Source organism: Pelagicoccus sp. SDUM812005, from assembly GCF_031127875.1.
GTDB lineage: Bacteria > Verrucomicrobiota > Verrucomicrobiia > Opitutales > Opitutaceae > Pelagicoccus.
Genome location: NZ_JARXIA010000001.1, coordinates 666849 through 688008 on the forward strand (window position 1 = coordinate 666849; position 21160 = coordinate 688008).

Below are 21160 nucleotides of genomic sequence, written 5' to 3' on the forward strand. Positions count from 1 at the left end.
CGCTCGCTTGGCCTAGAGGTCGACGCGGGTGATGGTGCCGGCGAGCATGTCCGGCAAGAGGAGGAAGCCTTCGGCTTCGTTGAAGTAGAAGTCGGCGGCGGATTGCAGGCCCTCGATTAGGACGGTTACCTCTTTGCTTTGGCCGTCGATTTTCCAGACCTTGGCGAACTTCCAGCTGGAGACGTAGTAGTTGCCTTGGGAGTCTTGCTCGACGGCGTCAGCACCGCGCAGGCCGTCCGCTACGACGTGCAGGTGGTCGCCGTGAGCTTCCAGCAAGTTGCCGCGGAAGAAGGCGCCGACCAGCATTTGGCCGTCCTTACCGAATCCCACGCCGTTGGGGCAGGGCATGAGGGGATTGGTGTCGAGGGCGATTTCCGCTTTGCCGGAGGCGAGGTCGATTTTGAATACGCGTCCGATCACGGGGATGTTCTTCGCCTCCTCGCTATCCAGAGGCCAGAAGCCGTCGGGCCCGAACATCTTGTCGTTGGCGCCCAAATCGGTCACGTAGAGCGCTTTTCCGTCCGGCGCGATCGCGGCGTCGTTGAGGTAGCGGATCGCGACTGGAAAATCTTTCTCGGTGGCGAATTCGCTTTTGCGTCCGTCGGCGTCGATCTTCCAAACCCTTCTGAGATCGGTGGCGTAAAGGTAGGCGCCATCGAAGGCGATGCCTTTCGGTTCGTCCATGCCGCTCGAAAAAATGGATACAGCGCCTTCGTGGATGCGGGCGATATGGGCGTCGCCGGGCTCCTTGGCGCCCATAACCGTTACGAAGTAATCCCCGTCGAAGCCTTTGGTGATGCTTTCGGGGCGCTCGCCGACGGCGAGGGTATCGGGGAAGCTGGGCGATTTGCTGGCGGGGGCGCAGCCGTTGAGGAAGAGGGCGGCACAGGCGGTGGCGAGGATCGAGGAGCGTTTCATGGGGGAATTGGGATTGGAGCTTTCGAGAACGTTCGCCAAATGGATATGCGTTTCGGGCTAAGTATCAATGCCAGACTTCGAGACGCTCGAGCGCTTAGGGCACGAAAAAGCTCCGTTGTCGGGAGCCGACGAACGGAGCTGTTCGATTGTGATGCTGATATGGCGTATCGAATAAATCGATACGAAAGCGCTTTTTAGGTCATGCAAGCGTGCTCGCAATCGGATGCGAGCATCAGGTACTCGTCCAGGCTGACCATCGATTCGGAAACGACGCGCGGCATGTAGTCGCCGCGGATGAGTCGCTTCTTGGCGTGAAGAATGATATCCAGGACTGGGTCCATGCCGATGTGCGCGTAGCGGGGATCGTCCAGTTGAACCTTGATGTAGGTTTCAAGATCTCTCAGCGTAAGTTGCGTGTCGATGCACAGTGTCATGGTGTCCTCCTTGTCGTTTGTTGTGTGGGAAACTCGGTCGGTTTCGTTACCAAGAGTATCGTCCAAGTTGGCCTATTTGTTAAGTCCTTGGACAGTGAAAGAAGCGTGAAGTTCGAATTTGTATCCAGATTTTCGATCGCTGCTTACAAGGCTTTTACGAATGCGAGCCTTGTTTTGGATTCCAGAACCTTCGCTTGTTAAAGGTTTGTGAAGGAACCCCTTTTCGCAAGGCGTGGGGAGCGGTTTTCGCGGCCTTCAATTAAAAGAGGGAAGCGTTCACGAATTCGGATTTTAAGCCGATAGTGAGCGTTAGCTCTTATTTCCATTACGCATGATCGACAAGACCTACCATATCACCCCGCTCGAAATGAAGGCCGCCATTTTGAAGATTCCCGCTTCGCCGGAAATATTCGTGAAGCTGGGTCGCATGCTCAAGGACAAGGATACGGAGATGCACGATGTCATTCGCTTGGTGGAGAAGGATCCTTCGCTGGTGGCTCGCGTTTTCCGGCTCTGCAATACGCCGTACTTTAATACAGGAGAGCCGATCGACAGCTTGGAGGTCGGGATCAATCGCATCGGATTCCAAGAGCTGCATCGGATCGTGGGCGTGGCCTCGGTGGCGGGCGTTTTCAAGTATTGGAATCTTGCCTACAAGGTTTCAGGCGCCGCGATCTGGCACAACGCCTTGGCGGTGGGCATTTGCATGGAACAGCTGGCGGCTGCCAATGGGGAGGATCGGGCCGATGCGTATACGGCCGGTTTGCTCAAGTCGCTCGGCAAGCTGGTGATCGACAATTGCGCCAAGAGCCATTCCAAGCCGCCGATCTACGATCACGACGCGGACCTGCCCTTGCTCATGTGGGAGCAGGACGTGTTTGGAGCGACCAATTCTCAGATGGTGGAGCAAGTGATGGAGTCTTGGGGCTTCCCGGAGCGTTTGCTGGTGGGGATTCGCTACCACTATCAGCCGGATTTGGCTCCGGATGTGAACCGCTACGCCTACATGCTCAACCTCGCGGGCAGCATGGCGGAGAAGATCGGCAAGCCTTTGCCCGGCGAAAGCAGCTATTGGAACGAAGAGGAGGACAGCTTGGCGGCAGCGGGCATCAGCCGCGGGCAACTGAAGTCGGCCACGGGCGCCTCTTCGGAAAAGCTGAAGCAGCTGCTCAAGGCGATGGGCGAGTAGCCCCAATCCCGTAGCGCGGAGCTCCAGCCCGCGTCGGCAGTGCAAGATCCATTCTCCGCGGGCGCGGGCTGAAGCTCCGCGCTGCGGGATGGCTACAGTTCCGTGCTGAAGAAGGTGCGGATCGTTTTGACGGCGTACTTGGTGAGCATGTTGCCTTTGCTGCCGCGGCCTTTGACCATGAGCTCGCCGAGGTCGAAGTCGAACTCCTTGACGCGGGCGCTGCAGCTGGGCGTGAGGCGGACCTTGATGGGCTTGGACTTGCCGTCGGGGTTGGCTTTGAAGTAGTGCACCTTCGAGCCTTTGGTGCCTTTGGTGAGGTCGTACTCCTTGTCGCGGGTGACGGCGTTGACGATGAAGCGCTTCACGTAGGAAGGCCCGCGCGGTCCGTCGCGGTAGACCATGTCGTAGATGGTTTCCTCGTCGCCTTTCTTCCATGGGGCAACGTGCAGGATATCCTTGCCCATGAACACCTTGTCGGCGGCGCGGGAAACGCGGAAGGTGCCGTCGGCGCAGAAGGCGATGAGCTCGTCGAACTGGGAGGCTTCGCAGAGGAATTCGTCCTTCTTGAGGGAGAAGCCGATGAAGCCGTCCTCGCGGTTGACGTAGAGCTTTTGGGTGGGCAGGGCGACTTCGGCGGCCTTGATGGTTTCGAAGCTTTCGATCTTGGTGCGTCGCTCGCGGCCTTTGCCGTACTTTTCCTTGAGGTCTTCGAAGTAGTCGGTGGCGAATTTGGTGAGGTTCTTGAGGTTGCGCTTGGTGGCGCGCATTTCCTTCTCGGTCTTCTTGATCTCCTCGTTGGCCTTGAAGGAGTTGAACTTGGAGATGCGCTTGATGCGGATCTCGGTCAGGCGGGTGACGTCGTCGTCGGTGACTTCGCGTTTGAGCTGGGGCTTGAAGGGATCGAGTCCTTTGTGGATCTCGGAGATGACGGCGTCCCAGGTTTCGCACTCTTCGATGCGGCGGTAGATGCGTTCCTCGATGAAGATGCGCTCGAGGGAGTCGAAGTGCCACTTCTCTTCGAGTTCGGCCAGCTTGATCTCCAGCTCGCGCTTGAGCAGGGCCTTTACGTTGTCGGTGCTGCGGCGGAGGATCTCGCTGACGCCGATGAACTGCGGCTTGTCATCTTGGATGATGCAGGCGTTCGGGGCGATGGAGACTTGGCAGTCGGTGAAGAGGTAGAGGGCGTCGATGGCGTCGTCCGCTTCGGTGCCGGGCGGCAGGGTGATGATGATCTCTGCCTTGTCGGAGGTGTTGTCCTCGATCTTCTTGATCTTGATCTTGCCTTTGGAGTTGGCGGAGATGATCGAGTCGATGAGGGAACCGGTGGTGCAGCCGAAGGGGATCTCGCGAATGACGAGCTGGTACTTGGAGACCTTCTCGAAGACGGCGCGTACGAGGACGCGGCCGCCGCGCAGGCCGTCGTTGTAGTTGGAGAAGTCGGCGATGCCGCCGGTCTCGAAATCTGGATACAGCTCGAACTCGTCGCCGTTGAGGTGGTAGATGGCGGCGTCGATGATCTCGTTGAAGTTGTGGGGCAGGATCTTGCAGGCGAGGCCTACGGCGATGCCTTCGGCCCCTTCGGAGAGGAGAAGTGGAAACTTAACCGGAAGGTTAATCGGCTCCTTGTTGCGGCCGTCGTAGGATTGTTGCCAATGGGTGGTCTTGGGGTTGAAGACCACTTCGCGGGCGAAGGGGGAGAGGCGGGCTTCGATGTAACGGGCGGCGGCGGCCCCGTCGCCGGTCAGGGTGTTGCCCCAGTTTCCTTGGGTGTCGATGAGCAGGTTTCGCTGGCCCATGCCGACCATGGCGGAGTAGATGGAGGCGTCGCCGTGCGGGTGGTAGCGCATGGAGTGGCCGACCACGTTGGCGACCTTGTTGTAGCGTCCGTCGTCGAGCTCGCGCAGGGAGTGCATGATGCGGCGCTGCACGGGCTTGAGTCCGTCGAGCAGGGCGGGCACGGCGCGGTCGAGGATGACGTAGGAGGCGTACTCGAGGAACCAGTTCTGGTAGGAGCTGGCTAGCGGAGCTTTGGCATTGCCGGCTTTTTCTTCGCCTTCGGCGGGGACGAGTTCCGTGGAGGAGGGCTCGTCTTCTGGCAGGTTGTCGAAATCTAGTTGGTCTTGGGTGTCGTCGGACATTCGGGAGAGGGGAGATGGCGGGTGGTTTGAATCGCGTGACGAGCACGCTCCCACGGAAATTAGCTGGCTTCTTCTTCGATGACGTCCTTCTCGATGTGAAGGTTGCCGATGATGAACTCTTGGCGTTTCGGCGTGTTCTTGCCCATGTAGAAGGAGAGCAGCTCGTCGATGTTGTGCAGGTGGGCCATGGTGACGGGATCGAGCTTCATGTCGGGGCCGATGAAGGTGGCGAACTCGTCGGGAGAGGCTTCGCCGAGGCCCTTGAAGCGGGTGATCTCCGCTGCCTTGCCGAGGTTCTTGAGGGCTCGTTCCTTCTCTTGCTCGTTGTAGCAGTAGAGGGTTTTCTTCTTGTTTCGCACGCGGAAGAGCGGAGTCTGCAGGATGTAGAGGTGCCCGAGGCGTACGAGGTCGGGGAAGAACTGGAGGAAGAAGGTCAGCAGCAGCATGCGGATGTGCATGCCGTCGACGTCGGCGTCGGTGGCGATGACGACCTTGTTGTAGCGGAGGTTATCGAGTCCGTCTTCGATATCGAGGGCGGACTGGAGGCAGTTGAACTCGTCGTTTTGGTAGACGATCTTCTTGCTCAGGCCGAAGGCGTTGAGGGGCTTGCCCTTGAGGGAGAAGACGGCCTGGGTGTTGACGTCGCGGGTCTTGGTGATGGATCCGCCCGCGGAATCGCCCTCCACGATGAAGAGGGTCGCTTCGTCGGCTTGCTTGTGCTTGGAGTTGAAGTGGGCGCGGCAGTCGCGCAGCTTCTTGTTGTGGAGGTTGACCTTCTTGGCCTTTTCGCGGGCGAGCTTGCGGATGCCGGAGAGCTCCTTGCGCTCCTTTTCGGAGGCGACGATCTTTTGCTGGATGGCCTTGGCCGTTTCCGGGTAGCGGTGCAGGTGGTCGTCGAGCTCCTTCTTGATGAAGGTATTGACGAAGTTGCGGATGGACTGGCCTTTTGGGGAGACGTTCTGGGAGCCGAGCTTTGTCTTGGTTTGGGACTCGAAGACGGGCTCTTGGATGCGTACTGAGATCGCGGATACGATGGAGGTCCGGATGTCGGCGGGATCGTAGTTCTTGTTGAAGAACTCGCGCACGGTTTTGACGATGGCTTCGCGGAAGGCGGCTTGGTGGGTGCCTCCCATGGTGGTGTGCTGGCCGTTGACGAAGGAGAAGTAGTCTTCGCCGTAGTGGGTGCCGTGGGTGAGGGCTACCTCGATATCGTCTCCCTTGAGGTGGATGATCGGGTAGAGGATGTCGCCGGAAAGGTTGTCCTGGAGTAGGTCCTTGAGGCCGTTCTCGGACTTGAAGGTTTCGCCGTTGAGGCTGAGGGTGAGGCCGGTGTTGAGGTAGGCGTAGTTCCAGAGCATCGTCTCCACAAAGTTGAGACGGTACTTGAAGTTCTTGAAGATGGTGCGGTCGGGAACGAATTCCACGTAGGTGCCGTTCTTCTCCTCGGTCTTGAGCTGGCGGCTTTCCTCGACGAGCTCGCCGGTCTCGAAGGTGGCGCGCTTGGTCTTGCCTTCGCGGTAGGCGGCGGCGATGAAGGATTCGGAAAGGAAGTTGACGGCCTTGGTGCCGACGCCGTTGAGGCCGACGGACTTCTGGAAGGTCTCGCTGTCGTACTTGGCGCCGGTGTTGATTTCGGATACGCAGGCTACGACTTTGCCCAGCGGGATGCCGCGACCGTAGTCTCGTACGGTGACGGTGTCATCCTGTATGGTGATGTCGATACGCTTGCCGTGACCGGAAGTGTGCTCGTCGATCGAGTTGTCGATGATCTCTTTGATCAGTACGTAAATGCCGTCGTCTGGGGAGGAGCCGTCGCCTAGCTTACCGATATACATGCCTGGGCGCAGGCGGATGTGTTCGCGGGGACTAAGGGATTTGATGCTCGACTCGGTGTAGTTCGATTCTGCCATCGCGGCAGATAGGAACGGGAGGCCAAGGGGAGATCAAGCGAGAAGTCGGAGATTTTTTTCGGCCTTGAGCCGGAGGGGCGGCGGCGAGATTTACCGCTTGAGGCGTTTCACCATGGGGATTTCGTGCTCCTCGTTCTTGTCGATGGAGCAGCTCGATCCCGCGTCGAACTGGAAGCCTTGGCTGAGGTAGAAGCCGACGGCGGAACCGGTTGGCTCGGTGGAAACGAAGAGTTGTTTGGCCCCGGCGGCCTTGGCGGAGTCTTCCAGTTCGAAGTAGAGGGAGCGAGCGATTCCGCTGAGGCGGTATTCAGCGCTCACGTACATGGCGATGATCTGGTCGACGCCGGGGCGGATGCCGTGCTTGATGATGGCGATGCCGGTAAGCGTGTCCCCGTCGAAGGCTCCGAAGGCTTCGGCGCCCTCCTTCAACTCGGTCTTCCACCAGCCCAGCAGCTTCTTCCAGAAGGCGGGATCGGAGGACACTTCGACGGAATCGTCGTAGGCTTCCAGTTCTTCGCCGGAAGGGCGGTACATGGTGTCGACGCTTTCGGAGCGATCGATTTGGTAGACCTGTTCCAGGTCGCTGCTCGAGAGTTTCTTGAATTCGATATCGAACATAGGGGCGATGCGGCAGAGGAGATGCAGCTCGCTCGGTGCTTGCAAGAAGATTAACCCCGCGGTAACGCAGGGCCATGATTCTTCCGGTAGAAGACGAATTTAGCGACGTATTGAGCAAGGCCCAGAAGGGGCAGGGCTTGAGCACGGAGGTCCTGGCCGCGCGCTCGGGCGTGCCGGAAAACGAGGTCCGCGCCGCTCGGAGGGGGGAGTTCGACGCGAAGGCGGTGGAGGCTCTGGGGAAGGAGCTGGGCTTGAATGTGCCCGCCTTGCTCGAGCTGGGCCGGGGGAGCTGGCGCCCGGCCGAGGTGCCGCCCATGGAGGGCTTCGCTCAGGTTTGCAGCCCTTTCTACGATTGGCAGGTGAACGCCTTTGCCCTGTGGGATGGCGAGCTCAAGCAGGCGATCGTTTTCGATACGGGCACCACGGCGGCGCCTTTGATCGAGCTGCTGGAGGCGAAGGGCCTGGAGCTGCGGGCCTTGGTCTTGACGCACGCCCACTGGGACCATTTCGACGGGGCGCCGGAGCTGCTGCGTCGTTGGCCGGACGCCCGCGTGTTCCTGGGGGCCAAGGACGGGCAGGTTTCGGTGCCGACGGAGGCGATCGAGGAGGGCTTCGCCTTCGAGCTGGGGAAGCTGAAGGTGCGCGGGTTCGACACGCCGGGGCATACCCGGGGAGGCATGAGTTTCGAGGTGGACGGGCTGGAGCGAAGGATCGCGATCGTGGGCGACGCCTTGTTTGCCGGATCCATGGGCGGGGCGAACGTTTCCTACGAGGATGGCCTCGCTTCGGTACAGCGAATTCTGAGCTTGGAGGCGGACACGGTGCTGGCTCCGGGACACGGTCCGCTCACCACGGTCGAGCAGGAGCGCCGCATGAATTGCTTCGCCAAGGTGGACTGAGCACGGGGCCTCGGGGGACCGCGATGGCTGCTAGGCTTTGGCGATGTGCAGGGCGACCATGCCGCCGGTCATGGGAATGGCTTGGATGTCGCGGAAGCCGGCGCGGCGTAGTTCTTCGGTGATGCCTTCCTTGGGCGGAAAGGCTTCGATGGAGTCGCTCAGGTATTGGTAGGCGCTGACGTCTCCGGTGAGGGCTCCGGCGATGTTGGGCAGGAGGGTTTTGAGGTAGAAGTAGTAGAGGGGGCGGATCGCTTTGAGCGGCTGGGAGAACTCTAATATATAAAGGTATCCGCTTTCGGGGCGGAGGATGCGCCGCATTTCCAGCAGGCCTTGGTGGCGGTCTGCCAGGTTTCGGTAGCCGAAGGAGATGGTAACCGCATCGGTGCAGGCGTCGGGCAGGGGAAGGGCGAGGCAGTCGCCGACGGCGAAGCTCATGTTTTGGAAGCCGGCTTTGGCTTGCTTCTTGCGGGCTTCTGCGAGCATGGGCTCGCAGAAGTCGAGTCCGTCGATGCGGATGTCGGTATCGAACTCCTTGCGGAGCTCGAAGGCGACGTCGCCGCTGCCGGTCGCCAGGTCGGTGATGTGGCTAGGGTTGCGCAGCCAGACTTCGTCGACCAGCCGATCGCGCCAGAGGGTATCGATGCCGAGGCTGAGGGCGCGGTTGGCGAGGTCGTACTTGGCCGCGATGCGGCTGAACATGGAGTTTACTTTGTCTGGGTCCGGCATGTGGAAGGGTAAAAGGTGAAAAAGGAAGGCTGAAAGGGAAGGCTAGAATTTCCCTGTTTAGTCTTCGTTGCTCGCTTTTTCCTTTTGGTAGCTGGCGACGACCCAGTTGGAGAGAGCCTTTTCGGCGTCCTGGATGACGCTTGCGTCGATGGTGAACGCCTTTTGCCCCGTGTTGCGGCCGATGAGGGTGAGACCGTGGTTGAAGTCGTGGAACTTGCGCTCGCAGAGGCCGCGAATGGTCTTGTCGGTCTCGAGCGACTCCTCGATGAGGGCGAAGATGGCGTCTTCGGTGAAGTCGAGCTTGAATCCGTACTGAGTTTCGAAGCGATCGGCGAACTCCTGTATCTCCTTTTTCAATACATCGTGCTGGTTCGAGAGGTTGTCGCGCAGGAGCTGCTTGAGGTGCTTGTCCGGATCCTCGATCGTTGCCTTGTCGACCTTGAGGGTTTTGATGCTGGTGGAGGGGAGCTCGAACTTGAAGCCGCGGAAGGCGCGTTCGAGGATGGTCATGAGCCCGCGGGCGCCGGTCTTTTCCTTGTAGGCGCGTTGGGCGACTTCCTGGAGGGAGGGGTTGTCCATCTCGAGGGTGATGCCGTAGCCTTCGAAGTCGGAGATGTACTGTCGCAGGACGCTGCCTTCGGAGGTGGTCATGATCTTGAAGAGGTCGTCCGGCTTGAGGGGCTGGCAGGCGACGCGTACCGGGAGTCGGCCGACGAATTCGGGCTCGAAGCCGTAGTCGATGAAGTCGCGGGTTTCGACCCTGTCCAGGAAGTTGACGTCTTCGTCGTCGTCCGAGGCATGGTGGGCGCCGAAGCCCATGGAGGTGTTGGTAAGGCGCTTCTTGATGGACTGGTCCATTTGGTCGAAGGCGCCGCTGACGATGAAGAGTATGTGCTTGGTGGATACGGTGCGTTTACGCTTCTTGCCGCTTTGCAGGTCCATCATGGCCTGCATCTGGCCCATCATGTCGGTCTGGCTCTGCAGGTTGACTTCGGTGTCTTCCATGAGCTTGAGCAGGTTGATCTGCACGCCGCGGCCGGATACGTCGCGGCCGCCCCCGCCGTTAGCCTTGTTGGCGATCTTGTCGATTTCGTCGATGTAGATAATGCCGTACTGGGCCAGCTCGGTGTCGCCGTTGGCGGCTTTGACGAGGTCGCGCACGAGGTCTTCCACGTCGCCGCCGATGTAGCCGGTTTCGGAGAACTTGGTGGCGTCGGCCTTGACGAAGGGCACGCCGACCAGCTTGGCGACGTTGCGCATGAGGTAGGTTTTGCCGACGCCGGTCGGTCCGAGCAGGATGATGTTTTGCTTGGCGTAGTCCAAGTCAGCCAGGTCCGGCCGCTCGAGGCAGCGTCGCACGTGGTTGAAGTGGTCGCAGATGGCGACGGAGATGACCTTCTTGGCTTCGTTTTGCTGGATGACGTAGCGGTCGAGGTAGTCGCGGATCTCGCGGGGCTTCAGGTTGAAGGCTTCGATGCGTTTGAGGGCTTCGGCGCGCTCGGCGTCTTCCTCCTCTTGGGCTTTGGAAGGGTCGGTCGGGCCGCCGGCAGAGGAAGCGACGCCGCTTGGTCCCCCCATGGGGCCGCCGAAGGGCATGAATGCTTTTCCCTGCTTGAAGAGGTCCTGCAGGTTCTTCTGCAATTCTTCCATTGGGTCTTTGGGCTTATCGTCTTTGCTCATTGGGTGCGGATATTTGATGGCTTTGAGGTTGACGCAACCTAAACTGTGGAAGTAGCTTACCCTCAACTATGTAACGAGTTTTCAACTCCAATTGCCGCCATGTCCAACAACCTCACTAAACGCGATATCGTTCTTCGGATTTTTGAAAAGACGAAGGACATTCCTCAAAGCAAAATTCAGGACACTGTTCAGATGACTCTGGATATTATCTTGGATGCCTTGGCAGAGGGGCGAAATGTGGAGCTCCGTAACTTCGGCGTATTCGAGGTGCAGAAGCGCAAGGCTCGCGTAGGGCGCAACCCGAACCGTCCGGAAACCGATGTGGTGATCCCGACCCGAGCGGTGGTGAAGTTCAAGGCGGGCAAGGTCCTGAAGGCGAAGATCAAGGACATCGACTTGGATGCCTTGGATTGAGCGCGGCGTTCGCAGGCAGCAATCCTTTTGGCGGTTCCTCTGATGGGGAACCGTTTTTTTTATATCCGGTTTTGGGGATGCATTGGCTTGGGTGATCCTTGCTTAGCGGTCTCGGGCTGAAGCTTATTGTTGCCTTCGCAATCGGGGCTTGGGCATAGTCCCGCGTTTTAGATTTTAGAGACATGGCCACTTTTAATACATTGCCCGGATTTCGTGAATTCTACCCTGAGGACTACGCTCAGCGTAAGCACATCTTCCAGATTTGGAGGCAGGTCGCGCGTCGCTTTGCGTTCCAGGAATTCGACGGTCCGATCCTCGAGTCGCTCGAGCTGTTCACTACCAAGTCCGGTCCGGAAATCGAGAGCCAGCTCTTTTGCTTCGAGGACAAGGGCGGGCGGCAGGTGTCGCTGCGTCCGGAGTTGACGCCTTCCTTGGCTCGCATGGTGGCGGCCCGGGCCAATGGGCTGAAGCGTCCGATCAAGTGGTTCAGCATCGGCGACAATTTTCGCTACGAGCGCATGCAGAAGGGGCGTTTGCGTTGCTTCACCCAGCTCAATGTCGACTTGCTCGGCGAGCAGGGGCCCAGTGCGGAGGTAGAGCTGATCGGCCTGCTGGTGCAGACTTTGATCGGCTTTGGGCTGACGGAGGAAGACTTCTTCGTGCGCCTGAGCGACCGGAATCTTTGGATGCTCTACCTTGCCGCCCACGGCTACGAGGGGGAGGCGATCGGCTCGATCTTGGGAGTGGTCGACAAGTGGGAGCGCATGCCGGAGGACAAGCTGCTCGCTCAGTTGCAAGAAGTCGCAGGCGAGAAGGCCGCTGAGCTGAAGGCTGCGGTGGATACCTTTTTGAAGCTCGATTCGCTGGAGGCGATCCGCGATTGCTTCGCCGGCTTGGCCGCCGAAGAGGCTGCGACGGAAGAATTGTCGGCTCGTTTGGTGGATTGGAAAGTGGTCTTGGATGGACTGGGAGCGATGGGCTTCGGCGGGTTCGTGAAAATCGACCTGAGCATCGTGCGCGGCTTGGCCTACTACACGGGTTTCGTCTTCGAGGCCTTCGACAAGAAGGGCGAATTTCGCGCCTTGGCCGGGGGCGGTCGCTACGACGCTCTGGTGAAGAAGATGGGCGGTCCGGACATGCCAGCGGTCGGTTTCGGCATGGGCGACGTCGTTTTGGGCGAGTTGCTCAAGGCTCGCGGCAAGATGCCGGAGTTCGTGGATACGGTGGACTTTTTTGCGGTGACCGGCGGCGATGACGAGAAGTTGGCAGCCCTTTCGGATGTCGCGTTGCTGCGCCAGGCCGGTTATTCGGTGGAGTACCAGCTGAAGGCTCAGGCGTTCGGCAAGCAGATGAAGGCCGCGGTTTCCTCGGGCGCTCGCTTTTCCCTGATCTACGGGTCGGAGGAGCTGGAGAAGGGCGTGGTGAAGCTGCGCAATTTGGCGGATCGCAGCGAGCAGGACATTCCGCGCGGGCAATTGTTGGAGGCGGTACGCGAGCTCGTTTAGCTGCGGGTTAAAGGGCGATGAGGGAGCGAGAGCGAAAGAACGGCTTCAATACCTTGCTGGTGTTGATCTCGGTTTGCGTGCTCTTTTTCTTTCTCTTCGCCCAAGTCGTGACCAAGCAGTTGCTCTTCCGGCCGGGGCCGGCCAGCTACGAGGCGGACGAGTCGATCCGCTTTGTGCAGTCTGAAGACGATACGCGACTAGCGGTGTTTTGGGGACCGGTTCCCGGGGCGAGCAAGACGGTCTTTTACTTCCATGGGAACGGCGAGGACTTGGGCCAAACGGGCTTCGTGCTGAACAATTATCGTTTGCAGGGGGTGAACGTGCTGAGCTTCGACTACCGTGGATACGGCCTGTCGGAGGGGAGTCCTAGCGAGAAGAATTGCTACAAGGACGCCAGGACGGTTCTCGACTATGCGGTGGCGAATCTCGGCGTGGACGCGAAGCGGGTGGTGTTTCACGGACGATCCTTGGGGGGCGGTATCGCGATGGAGCTCGCTACCACGCGACCGGCTATGGGCTTGATCATGGAGTCCGCCTTCCTGAGCGCGTACCAGGTGTACCTGCCCTTAACTTGGGTGCCGGGGGACAAGTTCGCCAATTCCAAGAAGGCAGGGAAAGTGTCCTGTCCGACTTTGGTGATCCATGGCAAGGAGGACCAGGTGGTCGGCTTTTTCCATGGCGAGGAGCTCGCGGAGCGGCTTCCGTCCGAGCTGACGAAGACGTTCTGGGTGGAGGGAGTCGGTCACAACGACCTCGTAGACCGAGCGAGCTCGCGCTACTGGGCTTCGATTCGCAGCTTTTTAGGTGGTTTGTAGGCGGATTCTCCGGCGGGGCGGAGCTTTCTGGCAAGGGTTTGGAAGCTTACCTATTCTATATTTGCTTTTTGAAAGGCATCACTTTTGATGGGCACTCTTTTTTTTCCGATGAAAATCCTAGTAGCAGACAAAATCTCGTCAATTGGAGTCGACTTCCTGAAGCAGCAGGAAGGGTTTGAAGTCGTAGAAGCCTACGGCACCTTCAAGGAAGACTATTCCAAATTCCTCGAGCTCGCTAAGGGCGCGGCCGCAATCATCGTGCGCAGCGATTCCAAGGTAAATCGGGAAGTCTTCGAAGCGGCGGCCCCGACCCTCAAGGCCGTTGGCCGCGCCGGCGTAGGCGTGGACAACATCGACTCGGAAGCGGCTACCGACTTCGGCGTGGTCGTCATGAACACTCCGGGCGGCAATACCATCGCTACGGCGGAACTCACTTTCACCCACATGCTCTGCGGAGCGCGTCCAGTGCCTCAAGCAGCCCAGTCGATGCGTGAAGGCCGCTGGGATCGCAAGATCTACGGCGGCAGCGAGCTCTTCAAGAAGACGCTCGGCATCTGCGGCATGGGCCGTATCGGCGCCGAAGTGGCCAAGCGCGCCAAGGCCTTCGGCATGACGGTGCTCGCCTACGACCCTTACCTCTCCGGCAGCAAGGCGGAAGCCATGGGCGTGAAGCAGGTCGAGCTCGATAAGCTTTTCCGCGAGTCGGACTATATTACAGTACACATGCCGCTCACCGACGCGACGCGCGGCATGATCAACAAGAAGTCGATCGCCACCATGAAAGACGGCGTCCGCCTTTTCAATTGCGCCCGTGGCGGCATCATCGACGAAGACGCCCTGCTCGAAGCCTTGGAAAGCGGCAAGGTCGCGGCAGCCGGTCTGGACGTATATACCAGCGAACCGCCTCCCGAAGACCATCCTTTCCGCAAGCAGAAGAACCTCATCCTGACGCCTCACCTCGGCGCTTCGACCGAGGAAGCTCAGGAAAGCGTGGGACTGGAAATCGCGGAAAGCGTCACCAGCGTCTTGCGCGGCGGCGGCATTCGCAACGCGATCAACATGCCTTCCCTCGACGAGCAAACGCTCAAGACAGTCGGCCCTTACCTCGAGCTTTGCTCGGCTTTGGGTTCGCTCGTGCAGCAGCTCGCTCTGGAGAAGGTCGAGAAGGTAAAGATCACTTACTCCGGCAAGGTCGTCGACATCGACGCCAACTCTTTGACCCGCGGCATCCTGAAGGGCTTCCTCAAGGACGTCAGCAGCAACGTCAACTTCGTCAACGCGCTCGTCATCATGGAGCGTCTCGGCCTGCAGGTCGACGTCCTCAAGTCCTCGGAAGAGACCGACTACACCGAGCTCATCAAGGTTGAAGCGGTTTGCGTGAACGGCGAAAACGTATCGGCCGAGGGTACCTTGATCGGCAAGGGCAACTCGCCGCGCATCGTTTCGATCAACGGCCGCGAAGTCGAAGTCGAGCCGCATGGCTGCATGCTCGTAATCGCGAACAGCGACGAGCTCGGCATCGTGGGCAAGGTCGGCAGCATCATCGGCAAGGACGGCGTCAACATCGCCGCCATGTCCCTCAGCCGCAACGAAGTAGGCGGAGTCGCTCTCAACATCGCTTGCTTGGATAGCGAGCCGAGCGAGGCTGCCCTGGCAGAAATCAAGTCCATCGAGGCGGTCAAGCAGGCGAAGATCGTCCACTTGTAGTCGTTTCGTGGATATAGAGAATGTCTATCGATTTGATAGTCGCACTTAGTGCCGCAGGAGCAGGGTACCTTATCGGTTCCCTGCCTTTTGGCTATTTGGTGGCGAAGGCGAACGGCGTTGATATCTTCAGCGTCGGCAGCAAGAACCCCGGCGCCACGAACGTGAAGCGCTGCGTGGGCAAAAAGGCGGGCAACCTCGTTTTCTTGCTCGATGCGGTAAAGGGCTTCGCCGCCACTGCGTGGCCGATCCTGCTGGCCGACCAGACGTTTCACTATGGTTTGGTGGGCCTTGTATTCGCCGTTCTAGGACATTCTTTTTCGCTCTTCACGAAGTTTCGTGGAGGCAAGGGAGTCGCGACCATGCTCGGAGGAGTGGTCGCCTTGATGTACGTAGCCGCTTTGGTGGGCGTACTGGTTTGGCTCGCCGTCTTTTATGCCTCCCGTTACGTGTCGCTGGCATCGATATGCCTAGCGATCAGCTTGCCGATTACGAACCTCGTTATCGGGGCTCCGGCGACCCTCACTTGGGTATCGCTCGCTCTCGGGGCGTTGGTCGTGGTGCGACACAAGGATAACATCGTTCGCCTGATGCGAGGCGAAGAGAATAAATTTGCAAGGAAGTAGATGAGTGACCGCGTGATAAAGGTAGGCCTGTGCGGCTTTGGTGTCGTAGGGCAGGGGGTGTTCAATCACCTGCAAAAACGCGAGGATGCATTGAGCGACCAGCTTGGCGCTCGCGTAAAGGTAACGCGTATCGCTGTTCGTGATACCAGCAAGAAGCGCGATTTCGATTTCGACGCGTCGATGCTGACGACCGATCCTGTTTCGATCGCCACCGATCCGGAAGTGGACGTCGTTTGCGAGCTTATGGGCGGAACGGAGTTGGCTCTCGAAGTGACGCTTGCTGCCTTGAAGGCGGGCAAGATCGTCGTTTCGGCCAACAAGGCCCTGATTTGCGACCATGGGGAAACCCTGTTTGCAGCGGCGAAGGAGGGCAACGGACAGTTGCTTTTCGAAGCGAGCGTGGCGGGCGGCATCCCGGTCATCAAGGCGATCAAGGACAGCTTGGTGGTCAATCGCTTCAATAGCATTTACGGCATCCTCAACGGTACCAGCAACTACATCCTGACTCGCATGACCAACGAAGGCGCGGGGTATCAGGAGATCCTAGCGGAAGCGAAAGCCCTCGGTTACGCGGAGGCGGACGAATCCTTCGACGTGGACGGCATCGATGCGGCCCACAAGGCCGTGGTCCTCGCTTACCTCGCCTATGGACGTTGGGTGCCGTTCAAGGATTTGCTGGTGCAAGGTATCGCCGAGGTCACGCAGGCCGACATCGCTTTTGCCAAGGAAAATGGATACGCGATCAAGCTGTTGGCGGTCATCGACGTTGCCCATGCTTCCGGCAAGCTGTACATTTCGATTCTCCCGACCTTGGTATCCAAAAAGTACGTACTCGGCAGCATCGATGGCGTATTCAATGCGGTTTCCGTTCACGGCGACGTGGTAGGGGAAACCGTTTACATCGGTCCGGGCGCGGGACGGGATGCGACTGCCAGCGCCGTGATCGCCGATATCGTGGACGCGGCCAAGCTGATCGTGAACGGCGGCGCGGGACGCTTCATCGACCCGGCCCCTCGCGGTGGCGACCAGATCGAATTGGCCGAGCCCGAGGAGATCAAGTCCCGCTACTACGTGCGTTTGCAGGTGGCCGACAAGCCTGGCGTGATGGCGGAGGTGACTTCGCTGCTCGCCAAGCACGAGGTTAGCCTCGCCAGCGTGACGCAGAAGGAAGTCGAGGAAGACGCGACGAGCGCGACCTTGATCGTGACGACCCATGTCACCACTGAACAAGCGATTCTTGAAGCCGTGAAGGCCCTCGAGGAAAGCTCCTGCGTGGAGGGCAAGCCTTTCACGATGCCTATCAGCAGCTTCGAAGGTTAAGCTGTATTCAATTTTTGGAAGCAAAACGCAATGGCTCGTATAGTTAAAAAATTTGGCGGCACCTCGGTGGGCGATGTCGATCGCATCAAGAACGTAGCGAACATCATCAAGCAGGATGTCGAGCAAGGGCATCAAGTCGCGGTGGTCGTTTCGGCTCGCTCGGGCGTGACCAACGAGCTCATCGCTCGCGCGAAGGCGATCAATGAGCAGCCCGACGATCGCGAGATGGACGTGCTGCTCGCGGTAGGCGAGCAGGAGACGATCGCCCTCACGGCAATGGCTCTGCACGCCTTGGGCATCGATGCGATCTCCATGACCGGCGCCCAAGCCGGTATCAAGACCGATCCCGCCCATACCCGGGCCCGTATCGTGAGCATGAGTTGCGAGCGGATCGAAGCGGCCTTGCAGCAAGGCAGTGTCGTTATCGTGGCCGGCTTCCAAGGGGTTAACGACGAAGGCACGACCACGACTTTGGGACGCGGCGGTTCGGACCTTTCCGCGATCGCTTTGGCCAGCGGCCTGAAGGCTGACCTTTGCCAGATCTATACCGACGTGGATGGCGTTTACACGGCGGATCCGCGCATCGTTCCCAAGGCTAGCAAGATCCCGGAAATCAGTTATGAAGAAATGCTCGAGATGGCTAGTCTCGGCACCAAGGTGATGCAGGCCCGTTCGGTCGAATTCGCAAACAAGTTCAATGTCGTATTCGAAGTACGATCCAGTTTTGACACCTCAATCCCCGGCACAATCGTGAAACAGGAAGTAAGCTCAATGGAAGACGTCGTGGTACGCGGCGTGGCGCTCGATCGCAACCAGGCCAAGATCATGGTCAGCAACATCCCAGACAAGCCTGGTTCGGCAGCTCAAATCTTTGAGGCTCTCGGCAAGGCCAACGTCTGCGTGGACATGATTGTCCAGAACATCGGCCGCAACGGCGTCGCGAACCTGACCTTCACGGTGACGCGGGACGACTCCAAGCGCTCCCTCGACGCGGTCGAGAAGGTGCTCAACGAGCTCGGCGGCGGCGAAGTTTCCGTGTTTGGCGAGGTGGTTAAGCTTTCCGTGGTAGGCATCGGCATGCGCAGCCATTCCGGCGTTGCGAGCAAGTTGTTCAAGTCGCTGGCGGAGGCTAAGTCGAATATCCAGATTATCAGTACATCCGAAATCAAGATCTCCGTCGTGATCGACGAAGAGGGCGCGGAAGAGGCTGTTCGCGTGGTGCACAACGCTTTCGGTTTGGATAAGGTAGACGCCTAACGCTCGTGAAATTCGTAAGCACTAGAGGACAGACGGAGCCGCATAGCTTTTCCGAAGCGGTCAAGATCGGGCTCGCTCCCGACAAGGGCTTGTTCGTGCCCGAGAAGATGCCCGACCTAAGCGCGGAGATTCCGACTTGGGAAGGATTGTCGTATCCGGAATTGTGCTACGAATTTTTCAAGCACTTCGCCACCGATATTCCGCAGGCGGAACTGAAGGCTCTCGTCGAGAAGGCCTATAGCCGTTTCGACCACGCGGAGCACGCTCCCTTGGTCAAGTTGAGCGAAAAGCTCTACGTGCAAGAGTTGTTTCACGGTCCGACCTTAGCATTCAAGGATTTCGCCCTGCAGTTGCTCGGGTGCCTCTACGAGCGTCAAGTGGCTGCTACCGGCGAGAGCATCAACGTGCTCGGCGCTACCTCGGGAGACACCGGAGCGGCGGCCATCAACGGGCTGTTGGGCAAGAAGGGCGTCAACATTTTCATCCTGTACCCGGACGGTCGCGTCTCTCCTTTGCAGGAGCGGCAGATGACCTGCTTGGATGAGGACAATGTTTTTCCGCTTTGCATCAAGGGCAGTTTCGACGATGCCCAAGCGGCATTGAAGGAAGTTTTCGGCGACAAGGCATTTAGCCAGGAGGTCCACCTTTCTGCGGTGAACTCCATCAACCTCGCCCGCATATTGGCGCAGTGCGTCTACTACATCTACGCGTACTTGAAATTGCCGGCTGAGCGTCGCGAGCGGGCCACCTTCGTGGTGCCTACGGGCAATTTCGGCAACGTGCTGGCGGGCTGGATGGCTTCCCGCATGGGCATGATCGTGGACGGCTTCCGGGTGGCGACCAACCAGAACGATATCCTGCATCGCTTCTTCGATGCGGGCGACTATTCGGTAGGCGACGTGCAGCCCAGCCACGCTCCCTCCATGGATATCCAGGTCGCTTCGAACTTCGAGCGCTTCCTATACTTTTCCCTCGGCGGCAACGCCGACATGACGCGCGAGATCATGGAAGGCTTCAAGCGGGATGGAAGCTTCCAGGTGGGCGGCATGGCGATCACGGAGTTCATGACGAGCACCCGTATGGACGACGCGGAGATCGCGAAAACCATTTCCGAAGTGTATCGCGTTTATAACTACACGGCAGATCCGCACACCGCTTGCGGTTTCAAGGATCTGGACAAGCTCGAGACGGCGGTTGTGCTTTCAACGGCGCATCCGGCCAAGTTTCCGGATGTAGTAAAGGAATGCACTGGCGTGGAGCCGACGCATCCCAGCCTCGAAGCCTTGAAGTCGAAGGAGATTCGCAAGTTCTCCGTCGCTCCGGACGAAGCCTCGATCAAGGCCTTTATCCGCTCCAAGCAATAGCTGCCCCTTTTTTCCTCAGATTTCCCTTTCAATCGGTTTTTATTATGAGCAAGCCAACGATACTAATGTACGATACCACGTTGCGAGACGGCACCCAAGGTGAGGGCGTCTCCTTTTCTGTGACGGACAAGCTCCGCATTGCGGAGAAGTTCGACCAGTTCGGTATTGATTATATTGAAGGCGGATGGCCTGGATCGAACCCGCGCGACATGGCCTTCTTCGAAGAGGCGAAGAAGCTCAAGCTCAAGCACGCGAAAATCGCAGCCTTCGGCTCCACGCGGCGGGCGAACCTGAAGGCGGAGGAAGACCCGCAGCTGCAGACTTTGATCGATGCCGGAACTCCCGTGGTTACCATCTTTGGCAAGACCTGGCTCTTGCACGTGACGGAAGTCATTCGCGTGGCTCCGGAAGAGAACTTGGCGATGATCGAGGACAGCGTGCGTTTCCTGAAGGACAAGGGCCGCGAAGTGATCTACGACGCGGAGCATTTCTACGACGGCTACGTCGACAGTCCGGACTACGCGATGAAGACGCTCGAGGCTGCGGTACGCGGCGGAGCGGACAACCTGACCCTTTGCGATACCAACGGGGGCAAGCTCGTGAGCGAGCTGCAGGAGATCACCAAGGCAGTCGTGGAGCGTTTTCCGAATGTCGCGGTTGGCGTGCATTGCCATAACGACTCGGGGCTTGGCGTAGCGCTTTCGCTCGGCGGCGTCGACGCGGGGGCTACGCTGGTACAAGGAACGTTTAATGGTTACGGCGAGCGCGTCGGTAATGCCAATCTCACTACGATCATCCCGAACATCTCCTTGAAGATGGGGTACCCGCTCAATTGCGCCGAGAACCTCAAGCGCTTGCGGGAGCTTTCGATGTTTATCGCGGATCTCGCCAACTTGGAGCACGACGGCAAGGCGCCGTTCGTCGGCCTGTCGGCCTTCACGCACAAGGGCGGGGCTCACGCGGACGCGACCAAGAAGGTTAGCTACAGCTACGAGCACGTTGATCCCACCAAGGTCGGCAACAAGCAACGCGTGCTTGTATCCGATATGGCAGGACGCAGCAGTTTGTTGATGAAGGCTCAGGAGCTTGGCTTCGATATCGACCGCGATTCGCCGGAGACCAAGATCATTATCGAGAAGCTCAAGGAGTTGGAGTACAACGGTTACGAATTTGAATCTGCCGACGGTTCCTTGCGCCTGCTGCTCGATCGTCTCACCAACAAGCACAAGTCGCACTTCGAATTCGAAGGCTACCGCGTGATCGTGGAAAAGCGTTCCAAGGACGAAGATCCGATGTCGGAAGCGACGATCAAGGTGAAGGTCGACGGCGAGCCGCGCTACGTGGTTGCGGAAGATCCCGGTCCGGTGGGAGCTCTCGACAAGGCCCTGCGCGTGGCTTTGCGCGACGCGTTCCCGAACTTGGCGGAGTTGACCCTTAAGGACTACAAGGTGCGCATCCTCGATTCGAAGGAAGGCGTGGAAGCCAAGACTCGCGTGCTCATCGAATCGAGCGACGGAGAAGAGCTTTGGGGCACGGTCGGGGCTTCGAACAATATCATCGAAGCGAGTTGGCAGGCCATCCGCGACGCGGTGGAGTACAAGATCCTGCTGGACGACTCGAAGGCCTAGCTTCCGGCCACGGTT

At 59.0% G+C, this 21160-nt stretch carries 18 protein-coding genes; 11 read left to right on the forward strand and 7 right to left on the reverse strand.

The window, feature by feature from the left end; genetic code table 11:
• Nucleotides 1-12: 12 nt before the first annotated feature.
• Nucleotides 13-918, reverse strand: a complete 906-nt coding sequence (locus QEH57_RS02510) for a hypothetical protein (protein ID WP_309005095.1) — start codon at nt 916-918, stop codon at nt 13-15.
• Between the two features lie 194 nt (nt 919-1112).
• Entirely contained in the window at nt 1113-1352 is a 240-nt protein-coding gene (locus tag QEH57_RS02515; RefSeq protein ID WP_309005096.1) for a hypothetical protein, read from the reverse strand.
• Nucleotides 1353-1683: 331 nt separating this feature from the next.
• Here QEH57_RS02515 and QEH57_RS02520 point away from each other — a divergent pair, with 331 nt between their 5' ends.
• Nucleotides 1684-2541 carry an HDOD domain-containing protein gene (locus QEH57_RS02520; protein WP_309005097.1) on the forward strand — a complete coding sequence of 286 codons (858 nt, stop codon included), beginning with the start codon at nt 1684-1686 and terminating at the stop codon, nt 2539-2541.
• Nucleotides 2542-2633: 92 nt separating this feature from the next.
• Here QEH57_RS02520 and QEH57_RS02525 read toward each other — a convergent pair whose 3' ends face one another.
• The 3 genes from QEH57_RS02525 to QEH57_RS02535 all read right to left on the reverse strand — a co-directional run bounded on the left by QEH57_RS02525 (nt 2634) and on the right by QEH57_RS02535 (nt 7207).
• Nucleotides 2634-4679, reverse strand: coding sequence for a DNA gyrase/topoisomerase IV subunit A (locus QEH57_RS02525; RefSeq protein WP_309005098.1), 2046 nt, complete (start codon nt 4677-4679; stop codon nt 2634-2636).
• 59 nt (nt 4680-4738) lie between these two features.
• Entirely contained in the window at nt 4739-6589 is a 1851-nt protein-coding gene (locus QEH57_RS02530; RefSeq protein ID WP_309005099.1) for a DNA topoisomerase IV subunit B, read from the reverse strand.
• A 90-nt stretch (nt 6590-6679) separates the two neighbouring features.
• A complete protein-coding gene (locus tag QEH57_RS02535; protein WP_309005100.1) occupies nt 6680-7207 on the reverse strand; it encodes a GNAT family N-acetyltransferase in 528 nt (175 codons plus the stop codon).
• Between the two features lie 74 nt (nt 7208-7281).
• On the opposite strand from QEH57_RS02535, the gene QEH57_RS02540 reads away from it, so the two are divergent.
• Complete coding sequence (locus QEH57_RS02540) at nt 7282-8106, forward strand: MBL fold metallo-hydrolase (protein ID WP_309005101.1); 825 nt, start codon at nt 7282-7284, stop codon at nt 8104-8106.
• Nucleotides 8107-8136: 30 nt separating this feature from the next.
• Here QEH57_RS02540 and QEH57_RS02545 read toward each other — a convergent pair whose 3' ends face one another.
• The gene (locus QEH57_RS02545) at nt 8137-8832 is read right to left on the reverse strand and encodes a ubiquinone/menaquinone biosynthesis methyltransferase (RefSeq protein ID WP_309005102.1); all 696 of its coding nucleotides are present in this window, start codon (nt 8830-8832) and stop codon (nt 8137-8139) included.
• 57 nt (nt 8833-8889) lie between these two features.
• A complete protein-coding gene (locus tag QEH57_RS02550; RefSeq protein ID WP_309005104.1) occupies nt 8890-10512 on the reverse strand; it encodes an AAA family ATPase in 1623 nt (540 codons plus the stop codon).
• A gap of 99 nt (nt 10513-10611) precedes the next feature.
• Here QEH57_RS02550 and QEH57_RS02555 point away from each other — a divergent pair, with 99 nt between their 5' ends.
• From QEH57_RS02555 to cimA, 9 genes are all read left to right on the forward strand, one after another.
• Nucleotides 10612-10926, forward strand: a complete 315-nt coding sequence (locus tag QEH57_RS02555; RefSeq protein ID WP_309005105.1) for an HU family DNA-binding protein — start codon at nt 10612-10614, stop codon at nt 10924-10926.
• Nucleotides 10927-11108: 182 nt separating this feature from the next.
• On the forward strand, nt 11109-12431 hold the full coding sequence (gene hisS, locus QEH57_RS02560) for a histidine--tRNA ligase (RefSeq protein WP_309005106.1): 1323 nt from the start codon (nt 11109-11111) through the stop codon (nt 12429-12431).
• A 17-nt stretch (nt 12432-12448) separates the two neighbouring features.
• A complete protein-coding gene (locus tag QEH57_RS02565; RefSeq protein WP_309005107.1) occupies nt 12449-13246 on the forward strand; it encodes an alpha/beta hydrolase in 798 nt (265 codons plus the stop codon).
• Nucleotides 13247-13354: 108 nt separating this feature from the next.
• The gene (gene serA, locus QEH57_RS02570) at nt 13355-14953 is read left to right on the forward strand and encodes a phosphoglycerate dehydrogenase (protein WP_309005108.1); all 1599 of its coding nucleotides are present in this window, start codon (nt 13355-13357) and stop codon (nt 14951-14953) included.
• Between the two features lie 20 nt (nt 14954-14973).
• Entirely contained in the window at nt 14974-15576 is a 603-nt protein-coding gene (gene plsY, locus QEH57_RS02575) for a glycerol-3-phosphate 1-O-acyltransferase PlsY (RefSeq protein WP_309005109.1), read from the forward strand.
• On the forward strand, nt 15577-16896 hold the full coding sequence (locus QEH57_RS02580) for a homoserine dehydrogenase (RefSeq protein WP_309005110.1): 1320 nt from the start codon (nt 15577-15579) through the stop codon (nt 16894-16896). It abuts the gene before it with no gap.
• Between the two features lie 30 nt (nt 16897-16926).
• Nucleotides 16927-18153 carry an aspartate kinase gene (locus QEH57_RS02585; protein WP_309005111.1) on the forward strand — a complete coding sequence of 409 codons (1227 nt, stop codon included), beginning with the start codon at nt 16927-16929 and terminating at the stop codon, nt 18151-18153.
• Nucleotides 18154-18158: 5 nt separating this feature from the next.
• Nucleotides 18159-19517: a threonine synthase gene (gene thrC, locus QEH57_RS02590; RefSeq protein ID WP_309005112.1), complete on the forward strand. Its 1359-nt coding sequence runs from the start codon at nt 18159-18161 to the stop codon at nt 19515-19517.
• 65 nt (nt 19518-19582) lie between these two features.
• The gene (gene cimA, locus QEH57_RS02595; RefSeq protein ID WP_309005113.1) at nt 19583-21145 is read left to right on the forward strand and encodes a citramalate synthase; all 1563 of its coding nucleotides are present in this window, start codon (nt 19583-19585) and stop codon (nt 21143-21145) included.
• Nucleotides 21146-21160: the final 15 nt, after the last annotated feature.

Excerpts from the sequence above, each read along its gene's own strand:
- QEH57_RS02510 (WP_309005095.1), bottom strand. The coding sequence starts at position 918 with ATGAAACGCTCCTCGATCCTCGCCACCGCCTGTGCCGCCCTCTTCCTC.
- QEH57_RS02515 (WP_309005096.1), bottom strand. The coding sequence starts at position 1,352 with ATGACACTGTGCATCGACACGCAACTTACGCTGAGAGATCTTGAAACC.
- QEH57_RS02520 (WP_309005097.1), top strand. The coding sequence starts at position 1,684 with ATGATCGACAAGACCTACCATATCACCCCGCTCGAAATGAAGGCCGCC.
- QEH57_RS02525 (WP_309005098.1), bottom strand. The coding sequence starts at position 4,679 with ATGTCCGACGACACCCAAGACCAACTAGATTTCGACAACCTGCCAGAA.
- QEH57_RS02530 (WP_309005099.1), bottom strand. The coding sequence starts at position 6,589 with ATGGCAGAATCGAACTACACCGAGTCGAGCATCAAATCCCTTAGTCCC.
- QEH57_RS02535 (WP_309005100.1), bottom strand. The coding sequence starts at position 7,207 with ATGTTCGATATCGAATTCAAGAAACTCTCGAGCAGCGACCTGGAACAG.
- QEH57_RS02540 (WP_309005101.1), top strand. The coding sequence starts at position 7,282 with ATGATTCTTCCGGTAGAAGACGAATTTAGCGACGTATTGAGCAAGGCC.
- QEH57_RS02545 (WP_309005102.1), bottom strand. The coding sequence starts at position 8,832 with ATGCCGGACCCAGACAAAGTAAACTCCATGTTCAGCCGCATCGCGGCC.
- QEH57_RS02550 (WP_309005104.1), bottom strand. The coding sequence starts at position 10,512 with ATGAGCAAAGACGATAAGCCCAAAGACCCAATGGAAGAATTGCAGAAG.
- QEH57_RS02555 (WP_309005105.1), top strand. The coding sequence starts at position 10,612 with ATGTCCAACAACCTCACTAAACGCGATATCGTTCTTCGGATTTTTGAA.
- hisS (WP_309005106.1), top strand. The coding sequence starts at position 11,109 with ATGGCCACTTTTAATACATTGCCCGGATTTCGTGAATTCTACCCTGAG.
- QEH57_RS02565 (WP_309005107.1), top strand. The coding sequence starts at position 12,449 with ATGAGGGAGCGAGAGCGAAAGAACGGCTTCAATACCTTGCTGGTGTTG.
- serA (WP_309005108.1), top strand. The coding sequence starts at position 13,355 with ATGAAAATCCTAGTAGCAGACAAAATCTCGTCAATTGGAGTCGACTTC.
- plsY (WP_309005109.1), top strand. The coding sequence starts at position 14,974 with ATGTCTATCGATTTGATAGTCGCACTTAGTGCCGCAGGAGCAGGGTAC.
- QEH57_RS02580 (WP_309005110.1), top strand. The coding sequence starts at position 15,577 with ATGAGTGACCGCGTGATAAAGGTAGGCCTGTGCGGCTTTGGTGTCGTA.
- QEH57_RS02585 (WP_309005111.1), top strand. The coding sequence starts at position 16,927 with ATGGCTCGTATAGTTAAAAAATTTGGCGGCACCTCGGTGGGCGATGTC.
- cimA (WP_309005113.1), top strand. The coding sequence starts at position 19,583 with ATGTACGATACCACGTTGCGAGACGGCACCCAAGGTGAGGGCGTCTCC.